Raw genomic sequence first — 18,147 nt, 5'->3', positions numbered from 1 at the left:
GCGAGGCGGGCGATGTCCTCAGCGCCCAGGGCCCGGTCGTACAGGCGCACCTCGTCCAGCCCGCCGCGGAAGGGCGCCCGGCCCCCCGGCTCGGCCCCCAGGCCCAGCGCCAGGTTGTTCACCCCCACCGCCGCCGGCCCCGCCACCGACGCCTGCTCGACACCGTCGACGAAGATGCGCATCCTCGTCCCGTCGTACGTGCCCGCCAGATGCACCCACGTGCGCCCGTCGGCCGGCTGCACCGACGTGGCGTTCACCCGGTACCGATCCGCCGAGGACGCCTCGTTGAGCCGGAAGAACGCCTTGCCCGTCGAGGACAACCCCAGCTCGAACCCGTCCCGCGAGCCCACCACCGCCTTCTTCACCAGGTACTGCGTCGCCACCTTCTCCGGACGCACCCACGCCGCCACCGTCATCGCCCCGGCCACGTTCAGCCCCGCCGCGTGCGGCACCGACACATACCCGCCCGCGCCGTCCAGCACCACCGCCGAACCGGCCACGCCCGGCCCCCACGACACCGCCCCCACCGTCGAACCGGCACCACCCCAACCGGAGCCATCACCCACGACCGAGCCCCGCCCCTCGTCCATCGACCACTGCCCCCGCAGCCCGGTGGCCGTGCCGATGCTCACGTCCACCACCGCCGCGTCAGACCACAGCTCGCCGTCACGCACCCGGAAGGAGAACGCATCCGCGCCCAGCACCCCCGGCGCCGGCGTGTAGGTGAACTTCCCCGACGCCGCATCGGTCAGCACCACCGACCCCCGCGCCGGCCGGTCCACGACCTCGAACACCAACGGCCCACCCGAGCTCGACACCACCTTCAGCACCCCGCTCACCGACTGCCCCTCCGTCGTCGACACCGACCCCGCGGCCACCACCGGCGCAGGCACCGACCCGCCGCCCCGGGCGGCGAGGCGGGCGATGTCCTCAGCGCCCAGGGCCCGGTCGTACAGGCGCACCTCGTCCAGCCCGCCGCGGAAGGGCGCCCGGCCCCCCGGCTCGGCCCCCAGGCCCAGCGCCAGGTTGTTCACCCCCACCGCCGCCGGCCCCGCCACCGACGCCTGCTCGACACCGTCGACGAAGATGCGCATCCTCGTCCCGTCGTACGTGCCCGCCAGATGCACCCACGTGCGCCCGTCGGCCGGCTGCACCGACGTGGCGTTCACCCGGTACCGATCCGCCGAGGACGCCTCGTTGAGCCGGAAGAACGCCTTGCCCGTCGAGGACAACCCCAGCTCGAACCCGTCCCGCGAGCCCACCACCGCCTTCTTCACCAGGTACTGCGTCGCCACCTTCTCCGGACGCACCCACGCCGCCACCGTCATCGCCCCGGCCACGTTCAGCCCCGCCGCGTGCGGCACCGACACATACCCGCCCGCGCCGTCCAGCACCACCGCCGAACCGGCCACGCCCGGCCCCCACGACACCGCCCCCACCGTCGAACCGGCACCACCCCAACCGGAGCCATCACCCACGACCGAGCCCCGCCCCTCGTCCATCGACCACTGCCCCCGCAGCCCGGTGGCCGTGCCGATGCTCACGTCCACCACCGCCGCGTCAGACCACAGCTCGCCGTCACGCACCCGGAAGGAGAACGCATCCGCGCCCAGCACCCCCGGCGCCGGCGTGTAGGTGAACTTCCCCGACGCCGCATCGGTCAGCACCACCGACCCCCGCGCCGGCCGGTCCACGACCTCGAACACCAACGGCCCACCCGAGCTCGACACCACCTTCAGCACCCCGCTCACCGACTGCCCCTCCGTCGTCGACACCGACCCCGCGGCCACCACCGGTCCTGCGGCCGGCGACGGCCCCGTGGGCGCGGACAGGACGGTGGAGAACGCCTCGGTGACCGTGGAAGCGAGCACGAGGACCTGCTTGGACCAGTTCTCCTTGGTGCTCGTTACGTCGTTGAACCTGCCGGCCATTGCCGTGGCCGGCGCTCGGCTGAAGTCGAGGACCGCCGTCGGGGTGCTCTTCATCAGGATGTTGTTCCAGTTGGTGGTCTGGGTGTACAGCACCGTGAGCATCTGGGTCTCCTCGTCGAGGAGCACGATCGGGCGCGTGCCGATGTTGTCGACCTGCCGCAACGGGTCCCACGAACCGTCCGGGCGACGTACGAGAAGGGCGATCACCGGATAGCGGTCGCTCTCGTAGGAGGTCTTCACCGCGGCGTAGAGCGTCCCGTCGCTCGCGACGGCCAGGTTGAGGTGGTCGTCCGCCATGCCGTCACCGACCCGGAGCGCCGACCCGCCGGCGGGGACCTCGTCCGCCGTCCAGGTCTGCGGTGCCGTCCCGTCCCGGTGGGTGCGGAACCCGAAGCGCTCGGTGCTCTGGTTCGACCACATCACGCCGACGCTGCCGTTCGGCAGGGCGGTCACCACGGTGATGTCGTCGAGGAGGATGTTCGAGGCCAGCACGATGGGCCCGGAGAACGCCTGGTACGGGGCGTCGGCGTAGCGCACCTCCACATTGGGGGGAGCGTCGGAGGCGAGCCACATCCGACCGGTCGAGTCGATGTCGATCGTGGCGGTCTCGCTGCCTGGCAGATCGACCGGCGTCACCGCCGGCCGCTGGGACCAGGGCCGGTACGTGCCGCGAGCGGCGTCGTACTCGACGGAGACGAGCATGGGCGAGGGGCCGTGAAGGAGGACGTGCACAACGTCACCCATCTGCTTGGCGTCGGCGCGAAGCGTGGCGTCGCCCGAGAGCCGCAGCATGTTGGTCCAGCTGCCGGCGTGGCTGCGCCAGAGCCAGGTCCCGGACGGGGACACGGATGTCGAGGCCATCACCGCCCACCAGGAGCCATCGTGGAACCAGACCTTCGACTGCGGCTTCTCGCCGGTGTTCACCGACACCGGCACCCCGGCGCTCAGCGGACCTGCGGTAGGCCCGTCCGGCTGCGGGGCGACAGCAGCGGGCTGCACAGCCGCCTGCGCCGGTGCGACCAGCGGCGACGCCTGCGCCGGTGCGGCAAGGGGCTGCGGTGCGAGCGGTTGCGCGGCGCGGGCCGGGGCCGCGCCGAGAATCATCGCCAGCCCGAGCACCGCAACGAGGAGGGCGCGGCGGCCAGAAGCGGTCCGGACCCGGCGGTTGCGAAGACGTCCCATGGCCCCGCTCCTGCCCATCAGCCCGCCGGTCAGCCGGGGGTCCTCCAAGCGGCTGGCGCCGCATGTTGCTCGCCGTCGACGCGCGGAACGGCTGGCAAGAATTCTGCCGACGCACCGGTGGTTTTACAGCAGGGTCATGCGGATGATTCACCGGCAGAACGGGATGAGCGGGAGGGGTGAGCCGCCGGATGAGGTCCCCCGGGGGCTGGTGGCCCAGGCTGATGGGGGGGTGATCGGCCGCTCAGGCGGTGTGGAGCCGCATCTGCGCCTTGTCGAGCCCGAGCGTCACGACCTCCTCGACCGCGTCTGCGGCCTCCTCGAGCGTCACCCCGAGCTCGGCGCGCTCGGCGGCGGAGAAGTCGCGCAGCACGTAGTCGGCGGGGTCCATGCGGCCGGGCGGACGACCGACGCCCACCCGTAGACGCACGTAGTCCTTCGTGCCCAGCGCAGCGGAGATGGACCGCAGCCCGTTGTGGCCGCCCTCGCCCCCGCCCTGCTTGAGCCGCAAAGTTTCGGGGGGCAGGTCGAGCTCGTCGTGGACGACGAGGAGCTGGGCCGGCCCCACGGCGTAGAACTTCGCCAGGGCGCCCACCGGGCCGCCGGAGACGTTCATGTAGGAGCCGGGCTTCGCGAGGATGACCCGGGGGCCCGGGGCGCCGCCGGCCAGGGTGCCCAGGCGCCCGTCGAGGACCTGGGCGCGGGCCTTGTGGCTGGTGAAGGTGCCGTTCATGCGGCGCGCGAGCACGTCGAGGACCATCTGGCCGACGTTGTGCCGGTTCCCGGCGTACTGCGGACCGGGGTTCCCCAGTCCGACGACGAGCCATGGGCTCATGCTTCTCCCTCCCGAGCGGCGCGTGCGGCGCCACCGACCACCGCGCCGGCGCACGAGGCCCGGCACGGCGTCGCGCCCAGGCCGATCAGGCCTGGGCGCGACGCACCAGCTGCTGGGGCGGGGCCGTGCCCCGCCCGTCACCGCCCTCAGGCCTCGGCGGCCTCGGTCTCCTCGGTCTCGCCAAGGTCCTCGGCGGAGACGCGCGGCACGGAGATGACGACGACGATCGCGTCGTCGTCGTCCTCGATGCTGGCGTCCTCGGGGTGGGGGATGTCGCCGGCGCGCACGATGGCGCCGTCCTGGAGGCCCTCGATGCTCACCGAGACGACCTCGGGGATGCGGGTGGCGGGCACCGAGACGGTCAGCGTCTGCAGCTCGACCTGGTGGATGGTGCCGGGGTAGGACTCGCCGGTGATGTGGACCGGGACCTCCACGGTGACCCGCTCGCCCTGACGGACGACGACGAGGTCGACGTGCTCGATGTCGCGGCGCACCGGGTCGCGCTGGACGTCCTTGACGAGGGCCAGCTGCTCGGTGCCCTCGATGTCGAGGGTGACGACGGCGTTCGAGTGGTCCTTGACCACGAGGAACGTCTCGTGGGAGGGCAGCGCGAGGTGCTGCGGCTCGGTGCCGTGGCCGTAGAGCACGGCGGGGATCTGGCCGGCGCGGCGGGTGCGGCGGGCGGCGCCCTTGCCGAACTCGGTGCGCGGCGTCGCGGTGAGGTGCAGGTTGTCAGCCACGGGGTTCTCCTAGCGGTGGATCTCGATGGGCGGTGGGCCTCAGCGTGGGACGTCGTACGGACGGCGCGACAAGGCGCCACCGCGTCGATCACGGATCCGGGGGCGTGCGGACGGCGCGTGGCCATGGCCACGTGCCTGCACACCCGGGCAGCCCACCCGTCCGGCGTCCCTCGCCGAGGCAACCGGAACATCTTAGCGGCATCGAGAGGCGGGCGGTAACCCGCGGTGTCCGTCGCGGCCCGTGACCTCCGTGACCCTCCTGCCCGCGACGCCCAGCCGGTGGCTCGAAACTGCCTGGCCACGTTCGGGGCAACAGCCCCGGGTACGCGACGACAACCTGATCGGCGGGCACACTGGTACCGGCGCGGCGCAGCGCAGCGCTGCGGCCCCACATGAGAGAGGAAACATCCGCGATGGCCGAGGCATCCGTCAGCGTGACCGTTCCCACCGCCAAGGGCGAGATGCCCGCGCACCTCTGGCTGCCGCCGTCGGGCACCGGGCCCGGCATCGTCGTCCTGCAGGAGATCTTCGGAGTGAGCCGGTACATCCAGGACCGGTGCGCCGACCTGGCCGAGCTCGGCTACGTCGTGCTCGCGCCGGAGATCTACTGGCGCATCGGCTCTCCCGAGCTGGACGAGAGCCGGCCCGACTACCTCGAGCAGGGCCTTGCCCTCATGCAGCATGTGGAGTGGGACGACGCAGTGGCCGACGGCGTGGCTGCCCTGCGTGCCCTGCGGGAGCGCCCGGAGGTCGTCGGCGGGGTTGGCGTGCTCGGCTTCTGCTACGGCGGCGGACTGGCCTTCCACGTGGCGGCCGCCGCCGACCCCGACGTCCTCGTCTCCTACTACGGTTCGGCGCTGCCGCGTCTGCTCGAGCTCGCCCCGCGGGTGAGCGCACCGAGCCTGCACCACTTCGGCACCGACGACGCCTACATCCCCATGCCGCAGGTGGAGGCCATCCGCGACGCCGTGGCGGGCCCGGACGTGGAGTTCCACCTCTACCCCGGGGCCGGGCACGCCTTCGACAACCCGCTCCCGATGTTCCACCATCCCGAGGCGGCCGACGACGCGTGGTCGGCCACCACGAGGTTCCTGCATGCGCACCTCCCCGCCCAAGAGCATGTCGGGCGCCCGATCCCGTAACGGCAGCCCGAGGCACCCCCTATCGTCCCCACTACGCGGCAGATGCGGACGAAGGAGTGGCGATGACGGATCCGGCGGTGCCGGCCTCAGCCGGAGCGAGAGTCTTTCCCGCTGCGAGCCTGCCCGAGCGCGTCCGGGCGCGGGTCGAGCGGACGTACCGCCGTACGACCACCGCGCGTCTCCAGGAGCCGTCCTTCGTCTACAAGAACCTCGAGGCCGTGCGAGTGCGGCGCATCATGCGCGAGCTCGGCTGCAAGGACCCGGCCTTCGACGTGGACGCCAAGGACGACATGCACGCCTGGGCCCGGCGGCTCGGGGTGCGCACTCCCCACCTGCTCGCAGTGCACGATGACGTCCGCTCCCTCGACTGGGCGGACCTGCCAGATCGCTTCGTCCTCAAGCCGACGCGCGGCACGGTGAGCACAGGGGTCTACCTCCTCCACCGGGAGGGCGAGCGCTGGCGCGACCTTCTCACGCGCCGGACCCTGGCAGCCGAGGAGATCCGGCGCGAGGTCGCCGGCCTCGTCGAGGCCAAGGAGGCCTCGGCGTCCTTCCTGCTCGAGGAGCTCGTGGAGGACCCGCGGTTCCCCGGCGAGCAGCCCCCCGACTACAAGGTCTGGACATTCTTCGGCCGGGTGGGCCTCATCGAGTCCAAGTCCCACCTCCTCGACGCCGACGGGCGACCGACCGCGGGCTGGCGCTACTTCGACCCGGACTGGAACGACCTCGGGAACGTCCTCAACGACGACTGCGACCCCGCCCTCCCCCCGCCACTGCACGCCGACGAGCTGCTCGAGCTCGCGCGGACGATCAGCGCGGCCATCCCGCGCTCGTTCCTTCGCGTCGACCTGCTCGACAGCGCCGACGGCCCGGTCCTCGGGGAGATCACCCCCGAGCCGGGCGGCGAGGTCCTCCTGGCCCCGGCGCTGGACCGGCTGCTCGGCGGCTACTGGGAGGACGCCGAGGCCCGCCTCAAGGTCCGCGCGGCCCGGGCCGGCACCCTCACACCGGCGGACCGGCCGCTCGACGAGGCGCTGGTCCGCGGCGAGTGACGGGCGGACCAGCGGGCACCGCCTCGTCGGCGCCGCGGCCGGTTCACCCGCTCCGCCGGCGCCGCGGCCGGGGTCATCTGCCCCGCGTGAATCGTCCCAGATGCACGCCCGTGCGCAACAGCCTGACGTAGGCGAACGCCGCGGCGTACCGCACTTTCTCGACGGCCCGGCGGGGCGCCGGCTCGTTGCGTCGCCACACCTTGAGCCAGATCGTCACGGCGCCGCTGCCCTCGTTCACCGCCCGGGCCAGCGCGTCCCTACGCCCGAGGTGCGCCGAGCGGTCGGCGATGCCGTTGGCCACCCGGACGGTCTTGCGGCCGAGCTCACGCCAGGTGCTACGCGCGGGATGGTCGACCACCGTGTCGTCGTCGTAGATCAGCCGGCCTCCCGCCCGTCCCAGCCGCGTGCCGAAGTCGAGGTCGCCGCCCGACTGCAGGGTGGCGTCGAAGCCTCCCAGCCGGGAGAGGACGGGGGCATCGACGAAGAGGTTGGCGGTGGCGGCGAAGGACCACTCCTCGACGTACTTACGCTGCCGGAACTCGTTGATCGCCTCGAAGTGCTCGGGGCCGGACGTCGGCACCGTCCCGTGGTCGAAGAAGATCCGGATCGCCCCGCCCACGGCGTCCGGCCGAGGCTCCCGCAGCAGCGCCCGTACCCCGGAGCTCAGCCAGTCCGGGTGCGGCAGACAGTCGCTGTCCGTGAAGGCGAAGACCTCCCCGCGGGCGTGGGGCAGGGCCCGGTTCCGGGCGGCGTACGAACCGCGGCGCCGCTCGCGCAGAAGCTGGAAGCGCTCGTCCTCGGGGAGGGCGGGCCGGGGGTCGTCGTCGGAGTTGTTGTCGACCACCCAGACCTCGAAGCGGTCCGCCGGGTAGTCCTGGGCCGCGAGGGCCTGCAGGCAGAGGCGCAACCTGGCGGTGTCGTTGTGCACCGGCACGACGACGGAGACGTACGGCAGCCCTTCGGGCGCCGGGGGCACGGTCACGTCGCTCATCGCTCTGCTCCATCGGGTCGGTGGGGCGCCGGGGAGGATGTCACCGGTTCGCCATGGCGGGACGTTCGAGGCGTGGTGCCGTCACGACCACGGGCTCCAGGGCACGGGCACGCGCCCAGTCCCAGTAGGCCGTGGCCATCCGCGAGCGCAGGCGTCGGCCACCGTCCCTGCCGCGGCGGGCGGCAGCGCGTGCCCGGGTCGTCGTGCCTGTGCGGAGCCGGAAGGCCGCTCGCTTGGCGTGCTGCAGCCACGCGGGGTCCGCCAGCAACGCGTCACGGGAGAGCCCGACGAACGGTCTCCACAGGGTGTCGTAGCCGAGCTTTCCGTAGGGGCGGTCGCCGTCGAAGTCGGCAGGCAGCCCGGCGAAGGCGTAGATCTCGCGGAAGTCGGGGACCTCCCCCGGGTAGCGGTGGCAGAACTCCAGGTCCACCAGCTTCAGCCCGTAACGGGGGTCGAACATGAAGTTCTGAGGCTTGGCGTCGACCAGGTCCAGCCCGCGCGCGTGGACCTCGCGGAGCACACCGGTCATCTCCCGGGCGAGACGCAGCGGCACCAGCGACCCGTCGGGCCGGTCCGGGACGCGCAGCACGTCGCGGAAGTACGGCAAGGCAAACCAGTTCTGCCCCACCGCCGTGACGGAGGGGACGGCGGCCACGTGGGGGGCAAGGTCCTGGATGGCACGCACCTCCCGCTCGAGGTACCGCGCCGCGTGGGCGCCGAAAGTCTTGCGCACCACCGGACCGTCGGGCCCGTCGACCACCTCGACCTTCGCTCGGCGCCCGCTCCGCAGGACCGCCCGCACCGGCGCCTCCGTGCGGAAGTCGTCCTTCCGCCGCGCGGCCACCTGCCGCAGCTCGTCCACCCCGTCGGGAAGGGCGAGCCGGAGGTACTCCCACGCCTCGAGCTCGTCGTCCGAGGAGTGCACGGGGTTGAACGCCCGAGCCTCCCCCACCCGGGAGCGCACGAGATCACGCACCTCGTTCTTGGCGAGCAGCACGTCCGAGTTGGTCAGGCGAGGATACCTCTCCAGCACCTCCGCGTCCGGGGGCCGACGCCCGTAGTGAAGTGCCGCCACCACGACGACCGGCTCGCCCCCGCTGACCCGGAACGGCCCTCTCCCCCAGTTCCCGCCACGAACGTCGGCGGCGCAACGAGCCCGCGCTTCTGACCCGAGCTCGCGCACCGCCACGAGTTCGAACTCCAGGGCCCGCAGCACGTCAAGGACGTCGTCGAGGTTGAGCACCGACAGGGTGCGTTCGCGCACGAAGAAGGCGACCGCCTCGGGGAGGTCGGCGGGCCCTGGCTCGACCGAGCAGTGGCGCCGCGCGATCCACTCGTTGGTCTCCGCCATCCGGCGCAACGTGTCCGGGGGCGGACGCCAGCCCGCGGCCGCGAGGTACGCGTCGACCCCCTCGAGGGACACCTCCAGCGCCACGCCCCGTTCGCGGGCGAGGGACACCAGGACGGCGGCGTAGTCGTGCTCGGGGTCGGGAAGGGTGGCCACGACGGACGAGGGAAGCCCGGAGCGGGCGCCCTTGTGATAGACCGCGTGATAGGCGAGCGAGTGGAGGTGGTCCGCCGGCGCGGGCACGAGACATCCGCTGGCGTGCCGGACGGCCCGGGCGAGCAGCCCCGCCGCGAGCGCCGGAGGGTAGTAGGCCATGCCCTGGTAGTCCGAGCCTTCCAGGCCGGTCTCGCTGTAGAGGTCCACGGGGATGGTCCCCGGCTCCTCGGCGAGCACCGCCCCGACGGTCGCCAGGTGCTCGTCGGCCACCAGCACGTCGAGGTCCTCACCCGGGGCCAGCGCGGGCAACGACTCGAACCAGCGGAGGACGGCGTAGCGCGCCCCCACCTCGTCCAGGCGTCGGACGAGGCCCTCGACCCCCATGACCTCCGAGAGGTAGCGCCGGGTGAGCGGGGGTGCGGGGTGCTCAAGCTGGATGAGGTCAAAGTCCGCGCCGCCGCAGGTCACGCGACCCACCTGGCGGGCCTTGCCCGTCAGCCGTCCCACCAGTCCGGCGCCGCGCGTGCCGACCGAGGCCGCCCCCTGCACCTCGACGGCGAGGTAGCGCACCTCGAGGTCCCGCAGCGCCCACGCGAGCCGGGTGTACGGCGCGCGCAGGAGCAGCACGTCGGTGCTGGAGCGCAGGACCTGGTCGGTGCCGTGCAGCGGGTGGAGGCGGTGCTCGAGGCCGGGCGATCCCAGCCGGACCAGGTCCAGGACGTCCGGCGGGATGAGGCCCAGGTACCGGGCGTGGCCGGCCTCGGCAAGCTCACGCGCCACAGACGGCCCCGTCGCCCCGATCTCGAGGACGCGAAGATCGCCGGGGAGGACCGATGCCAGTCTCATTCCCGGCACGGTAGAAGAGGCCGCCCAGAATTGTCCGCGGTTTCGGCCACGCACGTCCGGGAGCGGCCATACGCTGCTGCGGGCGGACGCACCGCTCCGCATCGACCGCACCGGCCTGGAGGGATGCCCTGTGGCCGAGACACCGTCCCCGACCGCGGCGCCCCGGCGCCCCAGCCCCTTGGACGTCGCCCGTAAGACGTGGGCGGCCTGGCGGCGGCTGTCGCCCTTCTTCCGGCGCTCGCGGCGGCAGCTGCTGCTGCTCGGCGCCCTCTCGTTGGTCGCGGGCGTCGTGGAGTCGACCCTCATCGCGCTCATCGCCATCATCGCCGCCTCGCTGGCGTCCGGCACGGAGGGTGTGCAGGCCGAGCTCGGTCCGTTGGCCCTCGACCTTCCGCTCCGGGCGGCCTTCGCCGTCGCGGTGGTACTGGCGCTCGGCCGTGCCGGCGTCAACGCCATGCTGGCCTATGTCCCGGCGCGGCTGGGGTCCCAGGCGATGGCCGACCTCCGTCGGGAGCTCTTCGACGCGTTCGTCGGGGCCGCCTGGACGGTCAAGGCCAACGAGCGCGGCGGTGTCTTCCAGTCCCTGATGAACATGCACATCTCCACGGTGAGCCAGGCAGTCATCACCCTCGGGCACGGCGTGTCGGCCGGGGTCACCTTTCTCACGCTCGTCATCTCCGCCTACGTGCTCAACCTGCCCGCGGCCGTCATCCTCACGGTGACGTCCGTGGTGCTGTTCATCGCGCTCCGGCCCCTGGCCCGCCGCCTGCGCGAGTACGCGCGGGACTTCAGCGCAGAGAACATCGAGTACTCCCAGGGAGTCGACGAGGCGGTCCTCATCGCCGAGGAGGTGCAGGTCTTCGGCGCCTCGCCGACCTACCGGGAGGCCTTCTACGGGCTCATCGACAAGGTCCGCCTGCCGGCGCTGCGCACGCGCTTCCTCGCCGAGCTCGTTCCCGGCCTGTTCCAGAGCGTCGCCCTGCTGCTGCTCGTCCTGGCCCTCATCGCCGTCTCGCTCGTGGAGGCCAGCCAGTTCACCACGCTGGGCGCCGTCGTGCTCATCCTCGTCCGCGCCCTCACCTACGGGCAGCAGGTCCAGAGCGTGGCGACGAGCATGGACGAGAAGATCCCGTTCATGCAGCGGCTGGCGGACGCGATCGAGAGGTACGTCTCCCACCCCCAGCAGGACGGCGACACCGACCTTCCCCCCATCCGCGAGCTGGGCGCGGTGTCCGTGGACTTCTCCTACCCGGCGGGCCGTCAGGTCCTGACGGACATCACCTTCAGCGTCCGCCGGGGGGAGGCGGTCGGCATCGCAGGGCCGTCCGGGTCCGGGAAGTCCACGCTGGTGCAGATCCTGCTGCGGCTGCGGGACGCCACCGGCGGCACCCTGCTCGTCAATGGGCTCGACGCGCGTGCGTTCCGGAGAAGGCAGTGGCAGGAGCGTGTCGCCTACGTACCGCAGACCCCGCAGCTCATCTGGGGAACGGTGGCCGACAACATCCGCTTCTACCGCCCAGATCTCACCGACGCGGACATCGAGGCGGCCGCCCGGGCGGCCAACATCCATGACGACGTGATGTCCTGGCCGGACGGCTACGAGACGGTCGTCGGCCAGCGGGTCGCAGCCGTCTCGGGAGGGCAGCGCCAGCGCATCTGCCTGGCCCGCGCCCTGGCGGGGACGCCGGAGATCCTCATCCTCGACGAAGCCACGAGCGCGCTGGATGTCCGGTCCGAGGCGCTGGTGCACCAGGCGCTCGAGGGTCTCAAGGGCAAGATCACCCTCTTCATCGTCAGCCACCGCCTCTCGGCGCTGTCGTTCTGCGACCGGGTCCTCGTCGTCGACCAGGGCCGGCTGCAGGCCTTCGACACCCCGGCCAGCCTCCTCGAGACCAACGCCTTCTACCACCAGCTCAGCGAGATCACCCAGAACCAGCAGGGGGCCTGAGCGTCACCGCCGGCCACGGCCGGGCCCGCACCGAACCAGGCCGGCCGCCTCGGTGCAGGCGGCGAGAGCCCACAGACGGCCGTCGGTGCGTCGCAGCCCGCGTGCCCGCCGCAGGTAGTCCCGGGCTTCTGCGAACCGTCCCAGCCGGCGGTAGGCCCCCGCGATGGTGCGGTAGTGCTCGGCGAGCACCCTCGGCCGTTCCTCGAGAAGGTCGAGGTTCTTCTCCACCACCCGCACCGTCGAGCGGACCCGCCGTTCGACACCGTGGGTCAGGCTGTTCGCCGAGAAGCGCTGCAGGACCAGTGGCTCGTCGACGAACGCCCACGGGCCCACGCGCGAGAGGCGGAGCGCGAGGTCCCAGTCGACGAGTGACCGGAGCTGCTCGTCGAAGCCGCCGACCCGCAGGAGGTCACGGCGGCGGACGACCATCGTCTGCGTGCTCACCGTGCTCGTCCGCAAGAGCGTGGGCAGGATGTCGCCCTCCACGAGGCGCGTCTCGGGCTCGGGAACGTAGCGCACCTCGGTGCGGCCCCCGTGCTCCTCCAGGGCGCCCACGACGAGCATCCCGCAGTACGCGCCGACGTGGTCCGGCCCGGCCGTCCCCAGCCTCGCCAGCTGCTTCTCCAGCTTCGTCGGCAGCCACTCGTCGTCGCTGTCCTGGAACGCGACCCAGGCACCCCGGGCGTGCTCGACGCCTCGGTTGCGGGCCGCGCTCACCCCAGCGTTGGCCGTGCTTCGCAGCACCCGGAGCCGGGGGTCGGGGAGACGCTCGGCCTGCGCAACGGTGTCGTCGGTCGACCCGTCGTCGACGACGAGAACCTCCAGGTCCGTGAATGTCTGTCGCAGGACACTGGCGATGGCGGGGACGATGGTGGCGGAGCGGTTGTAGCTCGGGATGACCACCGACACGGCGGGGGTCATCGTCGTCCGAGTCCTGGTCCGGTGCACGGCGCCGGCCCGCCCCCACCTGTCAGCATGACGTGCGCTCCTTCGGCGTCGGCGACTCGGGCGTGTCGGCCTCGGCGACCAGTCCCGCGTCCGCCCAGGTGGAGGCCCATCCAACTGACGCGACGAAGTTTCGTCAACAGGCGTACGGATACCGGCGTGGCCGTTACGGTGCTGGTGTGAACGACGTCGTCCGTGCGAGCGTCATCATCCCTGCGCTCAACGCTGCCGGGACCATCGGCACCCAGCTGCGCGCGCTCGCGGCCCAGGATGCGGCCTTCCCGTGGGAGGTCGTCATCGTGGACAACGGCTCCACCGACGGGACAGTGAAGGTGTGCCGCTCGTTTGGCGCGCGCCTCCCGGCGCTGCGCATCGTCCGGTGCCATCGGCGCGGGACCAGTGCGGCCCGCAACGCCGGCGCGGCGGTGGCGGCGGCAGACCTGCTGCTCTTCTGTGATGCCGATGACGAGGTGGCGCCGGACTGGGTCGGCGCCATGGTGGGCGCCCTGGACGCGGCGGATGCGGCGGGTGGCGCGATCGAGAGCGAACGCCTCAACCCGGGTCGTCCGCGCCACCTCCCCCGCCACCCCGACCACCTGCCCGTCTCCGCGGGGTTCCTGCCGCGGGCCATCAGCGCCAACCTCGGCGTGCGGCGCTCCGCGTTCGAGGACGTCGGCGGCTTCGAGGAGCGCTACACCTACGCCTCTGACGACACCGAGCTGTGCTGGCGCCTCCAGCTCGCCGGGCACAGGCTGCGCTACGCCCCCGAGGCGGTGGTGCACTACCGCTACCGAGACTCCGTTCGCGGGGTGTTGCGCAAGGCGTACCTGCTCGGCCGTGCCCGGGCGCAGCTCTTCCGCGACTACCGCGCCTCCGGCATGCCCCGCCCGCGGCCGGTCGGGGTCGCCCGCCGTTGGGTGATGCTCGCCCTTGCTACGGCCGCCACGCCGTTCTCCTCCCGGGCCCGCTGGTGGTGGCTGGAGAACGCGTCGGCGAGCGCCGGGTTGGTGGTGGGAAGCCTGCGGTACCGCGTCTGGTACCTCTGACGGACAGCACCGGCGACGACACCACGTTCCGCCGAACGCTTCGGCCGCAGCCCTTCACGGAATCTCCCCACCGGCTGCGCAATTGCGCGACCGATACCCACCGTGCGGCAGCCGACGCGGCTGTACGTTCATCGAACGAATGGCGCCGGCGAAGGCGCACGTCAGCTGGCCCGTCGTCGGGTGCGAGGAGATTGTCGATGGACCTGTTCAGCATTGTCGGCGCGTGCCTGCGGCGCTGGTACGTGACGGTCCCCCTGGTCGCCGTCGCGGGGTGGCTTGCGCTGCAGTCGTACAAGTCCGTCGAGCCTGTCTACACCGCCTCGGCCTCCGTGGTGGTCCTGCCCAGTCTCCAGCAGACCGCCGGCACCGCCGACCAGCCCGACGCCGCTCCGGAGCCGGAGAACCCGTACGCCGGTCAGGGCGGGGCGCAGTTCGCGGCCGCCGTGCTCGGGCGCAACATCAACAGCTCGGTGTTCCGGGACCGGCTGGGGGTCGAGGGCCTGACGAGCGAGTCCGTCAAGGCCCAGAAGTCCGAGTCCCAGCCGATCGTCACCATCGACGCCACCCAGTCGTCCCCCGAGGCGGTCTACGCCCTCCTCGACAAGATCGCCGCAGAGGCCGCCGTCGTCCTCGACGAGGTGCAGGAGAGCGCCGGAGCGCCGCCGAACACCCACTACCGCCTGGCGCCGGCGGTCCCCGCGGGGGCCGTGGAGGACATCACGCCGAGCCGGTTGCGCGCGGCGGGCGCTATCGCCGTCGTCGGGTGCGGGGTCGCCGCCGCGGCCGCCACGGTCGCCGACCTGATGCTCGCGCGCCGGCCCCGGCGCGCGCGCCGGGGCCGGCACGGTGCGGCGGCAGCCGGATTACCAGCACCGGCCGGTGACGACGGGCCTTCCACCGCGAAGGAGCCTGCCACGGCGGAAGAGCCTGCCACGCAGGACTACCGCCGCCCGGCGCCCACCGTTAAGGGCGCGCCCCCCGCCGAAGCCGACGGGGCGGGAGCGGGCCGGCGGCTCGTTCGGCCAGGGGCGGCCACCGTCCGACGGCCGTGAGCACCGTCGTCCGGGCACTCCTGCCCCCGTCGCGACCACGGGGTCCGTGGGTCGCCCTCCAGCTGCTCCCGATCGTCGCCCTCACCATCCCGGCCAGTGTGGTCCTCGCCGGTCCTCTGAAGTCCAACGGGTGGCCGGCCCGGCTGATGGTGTTTTGGATCGCCGCGGCGGTCGCCCTGGGGTGGGTGCAGCAGAAGCGGCCGCGCCGGAGCTCACCGGTGGAGTACGGCTGCTGGCTCCTGCTGCTCGGACTGGCCTGCTCCCTGGCCGCCTCCTGGCTGCGCGCGCTCGACCCGGTCGAGGCCGCCGGGGCAATCCGCTACGCGCTGGTGATGTTCCCGCTGCCCGTCGTCGCTCTTGGCATTGCCGCCACGGCCACCCCTCGCCTGTGCGACCGGCTCCTCCTCGCGCTCCTGATCGGCGCGGCGCTCAGCTCGTTCGTGGCCGTCGCGCAGTTCGTCGTCCCGTTCGAGTGGAGCGACCTGTTTCAGATCCCGGGCCTGGACGCGCACGGCACCGCGCAGATGATGCGGGACGAGTTCCTGCGCGTGCGCGGCGCGAGCGACCATCCCATCGAGTTCGGTGTCCTCGCCGGCGCCGTGACACCGATCGGGCTGCACTTCGCCCGCTTCGGGCCGACCCGCCTCGGTCGCCAGCTGGCCGCGATCGGGACGTTCGTGTGCATCGCCGCGATACCGATGTCCGTCTCCCGCTCGGGCATCCTCGTGCTGCTGCTCGCGCTTGCCACGTACGCGGTGGTGCTCACCGGCCAGCAGCGGCTGGTCGCGCTCGTGCTCGGGCTGGCAGGGCTGGTGATGTTCCGGGCCACGGTGCCCGGCCTGCTCGGCACCGTCCTCGGAGCATTTCGCAACAGCTCCGAGGACACCAGCATCGCCTCGCGCACCCGGGCCTACGCCGCGGTCTACGACCTCGTAGAGTCCTCGCCCGTGCTCGGATACGGCCTGGGCACGTTCCGGCCCGAGCTGTACATCTACCTCGACAACCAGTACCTCATGTCCCTGGTCGAAGGAGGCATCGTCCTCGTGGGGTGCGTCATCGTCTGGCTCCTCCTCGGGCTGGCCAGCGCCCGGGGGGCGGCCCGCCGGGCCCGCGACGCCGTCGCGGCGTCCCGCGCCCAGGCGGTTCTCGGGGCCACGCTCGCGATCGGCGTCTCGGGCGCGTTCTTCGACCTGTTCAGCTTTGGCCAGGCGACCATCATGCTCTTCGTCCTCGTGGGCGTCGCTGGTGCGCTCTGGCACGACGGCGTGTTACACGGCAGGCCGTTGCCCTCACCGCTGGAGCGGACCGGGCTGCGGCGTACCGGGACCGCGGACCCCGCTCCGCCGGCACCTCCGAGCGCACCCGTCGGGGCGCTCGCTGCTTCTCCGGGAGGGGTCCCATGACCAGTATCGTCATCGCCGCGCACAACGAGGAGCGGGTCATCGGCAAGTGCCTGGACGCTCTGCTTGCGGGCGCCCGTCCCGGCGAGCTGGACGTGATCGTCGTCGCCAACGGCTGCACCGACCGCACGGCGCAGGTGGCCGCTGCCCGCTCCGGCGTGCGCGTGCTGAAGGTCCCCGAGGCGGGCAAGTCCCGGGCGCTCAACGCCGGCGACCGCGAAGCGACCGGCTTTCCGCGCGTCTACCTCGACGCGGACCTCGAGGCGACCACCGAGATGGTCCAGAGGCTCTGCGCGGCGCTGGAGGATCCCGGCTCGGGCGGCCCGCGGCCGCTGGCCGTCGCCCCACGCCGCGTCGTCGACGCCGCCGGTCGTCCGCGGGTGGTCCGGGCCTACTTCGCGATCAACTCACGCCTGCCCGCCTACCGCGGCAGCCTCTTCGGGCGGGGGATGTTTGTGCTGTCCGCCGAGGGACGGGCGAGGTTCGGCGTCTTCCCCGAGGTGGTGGCCGACGATCTCTTCGTCGATGCCCAGTTCACCGCGGCGGAAAAGCTGCAGGTGGACGACGTCGTCATGCGGGTCCCAGCACCGCTCCGCACCCGCGACCTTGTCCGGCGCCTGGTCCGCGTCCGCCGCGGCGGGGGGGCGCTTCGGGCCTCAGCCGCGCGCGGGGAGGTCACCGGGAGCGTACGGTCCTCCGATCGCTGGTCATGGCTGCGAGACGTCGTCGTGCCCGCGCCCTGGCTGGCGCCGGCGGCGGTCGTCTACGTCACGGTCACGCTGGTGGCCGCGGCCCTGGCACGCCGCGGCAGCCCGCAGAGCTGGGAGAGGGATGACTCCACCCGCCAGGCCGAGGCGGAGAGCCGATGACCGGCACACGGGTGCTGAACATCTGCTTCCACGGCATCGGCACCCCCCGCCGCCCGCTCGAGCCTGGCGAAAGCGCGTACTGGATCTCCGCCGAGGCCTACCTCCGCATCCTCGACGAGGTGATGACCTGGCCCGGTGTGCGCCTGAGCTTCGACGACGGCAACGCGTCCGACCTCGCCCTCGGCGTGGATGCGCTGGAGGAGCGGGGCCTGCACGCCACGTTCTTCGTCCTGGCCGGACGCCTGGGCACCGCAGGCAGCCTCTCCCCGGACGACGTGCTCGAACTGCGGCGTCGCGGCATGACCCTCGGCACGCACGGCATGGACCACCGCAGCTGGCGCGGGATGGATCCGCGCACCGCGCGTGTCGAGCTCGTGGACGCTCGGGCGCGGCTCGCAGAGCTCATTGGCGCCTCCGTGGAGGAGGCTGCGCTCCCCCGCGGCGAGTACGACCGCCACGTGCTGCGACGCCTCCGCTCGCTCGGGTATGCCGCGGTGCACACCAGCGACCGGCGGTCCGGGCGCACCGGCGCCTGGCTCCAGCCGCGCTTCAGCGTACGCACCGTCGACACGGCGGCGTCGCTTCGCGCCGAGGTACTTCACGCCTCGCGCGCGGCGTGGGCCGCCTCGTGGGCGAAGGGCCTGGTGAAGCGCTGGCGGTGAGCCCG

At 72.7% G+C, this 18,147-nt stretch carries 14 protein-coding genes; 8 read left to right on the top strand and 6 right to left on the bottom strand.

The features are described from left to right. The 3 genes from GD970_RS18215 to GD970_RS18205 form a co-directional block, all read right to left on the bottom strand. On the bottom strand, nucleotides 1-3,113 hold a 3,113-nt coding region (locus GD970_RS18215), incomplete at its 3' end, for a LamG-like jellyroll fold domain-containing protein (RefSeq protein WP_152204327.1). A 241-nt stretch (nucleotides 3,114-3,354) separates the two neighbouring features. Next, on the bottom strand, nucleotides 3,355-3,945 hold the full coding sequence (pth, locus tag GD970_RS18210; RefSeq protein ID WP_152204326.1) for an aminoacyl-tRNA hydrolase: 591 nt from the start codon (nucleotides 3,943-3,945) through the stop codon (nucleotides 3,355-3,357). A gap of 146 nt (nucleotides 3,946-4,091) precedes the next feature. Continuing rightward, the gene (locus GD970_RS18205; RefSeq protein ID WP_152204325.1) at nucleotides 4,092-4,685 is read right to left on the bottom strand and encodes a 50S ribosomal protein L25/general stress protein Ctc; all 594 of its coding nucleotides are present in this window, start codon (nucleotides 4,683-4,685) and stop codon (nucleotides 4,092-4,094) included. 413 nt (nucleotides 4,686-5,098) lie between these two features. On the opposite strand from GD970_RS18205, the gene GD970_RS18200 reads away from it, so the two are divergent. Then, nucleotides 5,099-5,827, top strand: a complete 729-nt coding sequence (locus GD970_RS18200) for a dienelactone hydrolase family protein (protein WP_152204324.1) — start codon at nucleotides 5,099-5,101, stop codon at nucleotides 5,825-5,827. 62 nt (nucleotides 5,828-5,889) lie between these two features. Further along, the gene (locus GD970_RS18195; RefSeq protein WP_152204323.1) at nucleotides 5,890-6,879 is read left to right on the top strand and encodes an ATP-grasp fold amidoligase family protein; all 990 of its coding nucleotides are present in this window, start codon (nucleotides 5,890-5,892) and stop codon (nucleotides 6,877-6,879) included. A 73-nt stretch (nucleotides 6,880-6,952) separates the two neighbouring features. Here GD970_RS18195 and GD970_RS18190 read toward each other — a convergent pair whose 3' ends face one another. Both GD970_RS18190 and GD970_RS18185 read right to left on the bottom strand, forming a co-directional pair. Beyond that, nucleotides 6,953-7,870, bottom strand: a complete 918-nt coding sequence (locus GD970_RS18190) for a glycosyltransferase (RefSeq protein WP_152204322.1) — start codon at nucleotides 7,868-7,870, stop codon at nucleotides 6,953-6,955. Between the two features lie 40 nt (nucleotides 7,871-7,910). After that, nucleotides 7,911-10,220 carry a hypothetical protein gene (locus GD970_RS18185; RefSeq protein WP_170297222.1) on the bottom strand — a complete coding sequence of 770 codons (2,310 nt, stop codon included), beginning with the start codon at nucleotides 10,218-10,220 and terminating at the stop codon, nucleotides 7,911-7,913. Nucleotides 10,221-10,350: 130 nt separating this feature from the next. On the opposite strand from GD970_RS18185, the gene GD970_RS18180 reads away from it, so the two are divergent. After that, nucleotides 10,351-12,168 carry an ABC transporter ATP-binding protein gene (locus GD970_RS18180; RefSeq protein ID WP_226925446.1) on the top strand — a complete coding sequence of 606 codons (1,818 nt, stop codon included), beginning with the start codon at nucleotides 10,351-10,353 and terminating at the stop codon, nucleotides 12,166-12,168. 3 nt (nucleotides 12,169-12,171) lie between these two features. Here GD970_RS18180 and GD970_RS18175 read toward each other — a convergent pair whose 3' ends face one another. Continuing rightward, nucleotides 12,172-13,089 carry a glycosyltransferase family 2 protein gene (locus tag GD970_RS18175; RefSeq protein ID WP_152204319.1) on the bottom strand — a complete coding sequence of 306 codons (918 nt, stop codon included), beginning with the start codon at nucleotides 13,087-13,089 and terminating at the stop codon, nucleotides 12,172-12,174. A gap of 203 nt (nucleotides 13,090-13,292) precedes the next feature. Here GD970_RS18175 and GD970_RS18170 point away from each other — a divergent pair, with 203 nt between their 5' ends. The 5 genes from GD970_RS18170 (at nucleotide 13,293) to GD970_RS18150 (ending at nucleotide 18,142) form a co-directional block, all read left to right on the top strand. Next, on the top strand, nucleotides 13,293-14,159 hold the full coding sequence (locus GD970_RS18170) for a glycosyltransferase (RefSeq protein WP_170297224.1): 867 nt from the start codon (nucleotides 13,293-13,295) through the stop codon (nucleotides 14,157-14,159). Between the two features lie 197 nt (nucleotides 14,160-14,356). Then, a complete protein-coding gene (locus GD970_RS18165; protein WP_152204317.1) occupies nucleotides 14,357-15,211 on the top strand; it encodes a YveK family protein in 855 nt (284 codons plus the stop codon). After that, nucleotides 15,208-16,614, top strand: coding sequence for an O-antigen ligase family protein (locus GD970_RS18160; RefSeq protein ID WP_152204316.1), 1,407 nt, complete (start codon nucleotides 15,208-15,210; stop codon nucleotides 16,612-16,614). Before GD970_RS18165 ends, GD970_RS18160 begins: the two co-directional genes overlap by 4 nt. Beyond that, nucleotides 16,611-17,480, top strand: coding sequence for a glycosyltransferase family 2 protein (locus tag GD970_RS18155; protein ID WP_152204315.1), 870 nt, complete (start codon nucleotides 16,611-16,613; stop codon nucleotides 17,478-17,480). Before GD970_RS18160 ends, GD970_RS18155 begins: the two co-directional genes overlap by 4 nt. Beyond that, the gene (locus GD970_RS18150) at nucleotides 17,477-18,142 is read left to right on the top strand and encodes a polysaccharide deacetylase family protein (RefSeq protein ID WP_152204314.1); all 666 of its coding nucleotides are present in this window, start codon (nucleotides 17,477-17,479) and stop codon (nucleotides 18,140-18,142) included. The genes GD970_RS18155 and GD970_RS18150 overlap by 4 nt, the downstream gene beginning before the upstream one ends. Nucleotides 18,143-18,147 lie beyond the last annotated feature (5 nt).

Origin of the sequence: Georgenia thermotolerans, assembly GCF_009193185.1 — a bacterium.
GTDB classification, from domain to species: domain Bacteria; phylum Actinomycetota; class Actinomycetes; order Actinomycetales; family Actinomycetaceae; genus Georgenia; species Georgenia thermotolerans.
Note: the sequence above shows the minus strand (reverse complement) of the source record. Positions and strands in the feature narration are given on the sequence as shown.

Bases quoted from the DNA above. Each gene is read 5' to 3' on its own strand.
- pth (WP_152204326.1), bottom strand. From the start codon at position 3,945: ATGAGCCCATGGCTCGTCGTCGGACTGGGGAACCCCGGTCCGCAGTAC.
- GD970_RS18200 (WP_152204324.1), top strand. From the start codon at position 5,099: ATGGCCGAGGCATCCGTCAGCGTGACCGTTCCCACCGCCAAGGGCGAG.
- GD970_RS18195 (WP_152204323.1), top strand. From the start codon at position 5,890: ATGACGGATCCGGCGGTGCCGGCCTCAGCCGGAGCGAGAGTCTTTCCC.
- GD970_RS18190 (WP_152204322.1), bottom strand. From the start codon at position 7,870: ATGAGCGACGTGACCGTGCCCCCGGCGCCCGAAGGGCTGCCGTACGTC.
- GD970_RS18185 (WP_170297222.1), bottom strand. From the start codon at position 10,220: ATGAGACTGGCATCGGTCCTCCCCGGCGATCTTCGCGTCCTCGAGATC.
- GD970_RS18175 (WP_152204319.1), bottom strand. From the start codon at position 13,089: ATGACCCCCGCCGTGTCGGTGGTCATCCCGAGCTACAACCGCTCCGCC.
- GD970_RS18165 (WP_152204317.1), top strand. From the start codon at position 14,357: ATGGACCTGTTCAGCATTGTCGGCGCGTGCCTGCGGCGCTGGTACGTG.
- GD970_RS18155 (WP_152204315.1), top strand. From the start codon at position 16,611: ATGACCAGTATCGTCATCGCCGCGCACAACGAGGAGCGGGTCATCGGC.
- GD970_RS18150 (WP_152204314.1), top strand. From the start codon at position 17,477: ATGACCGGCACACGGGTGCTGAACATCTGCTTCCACGGCATCGGCACC.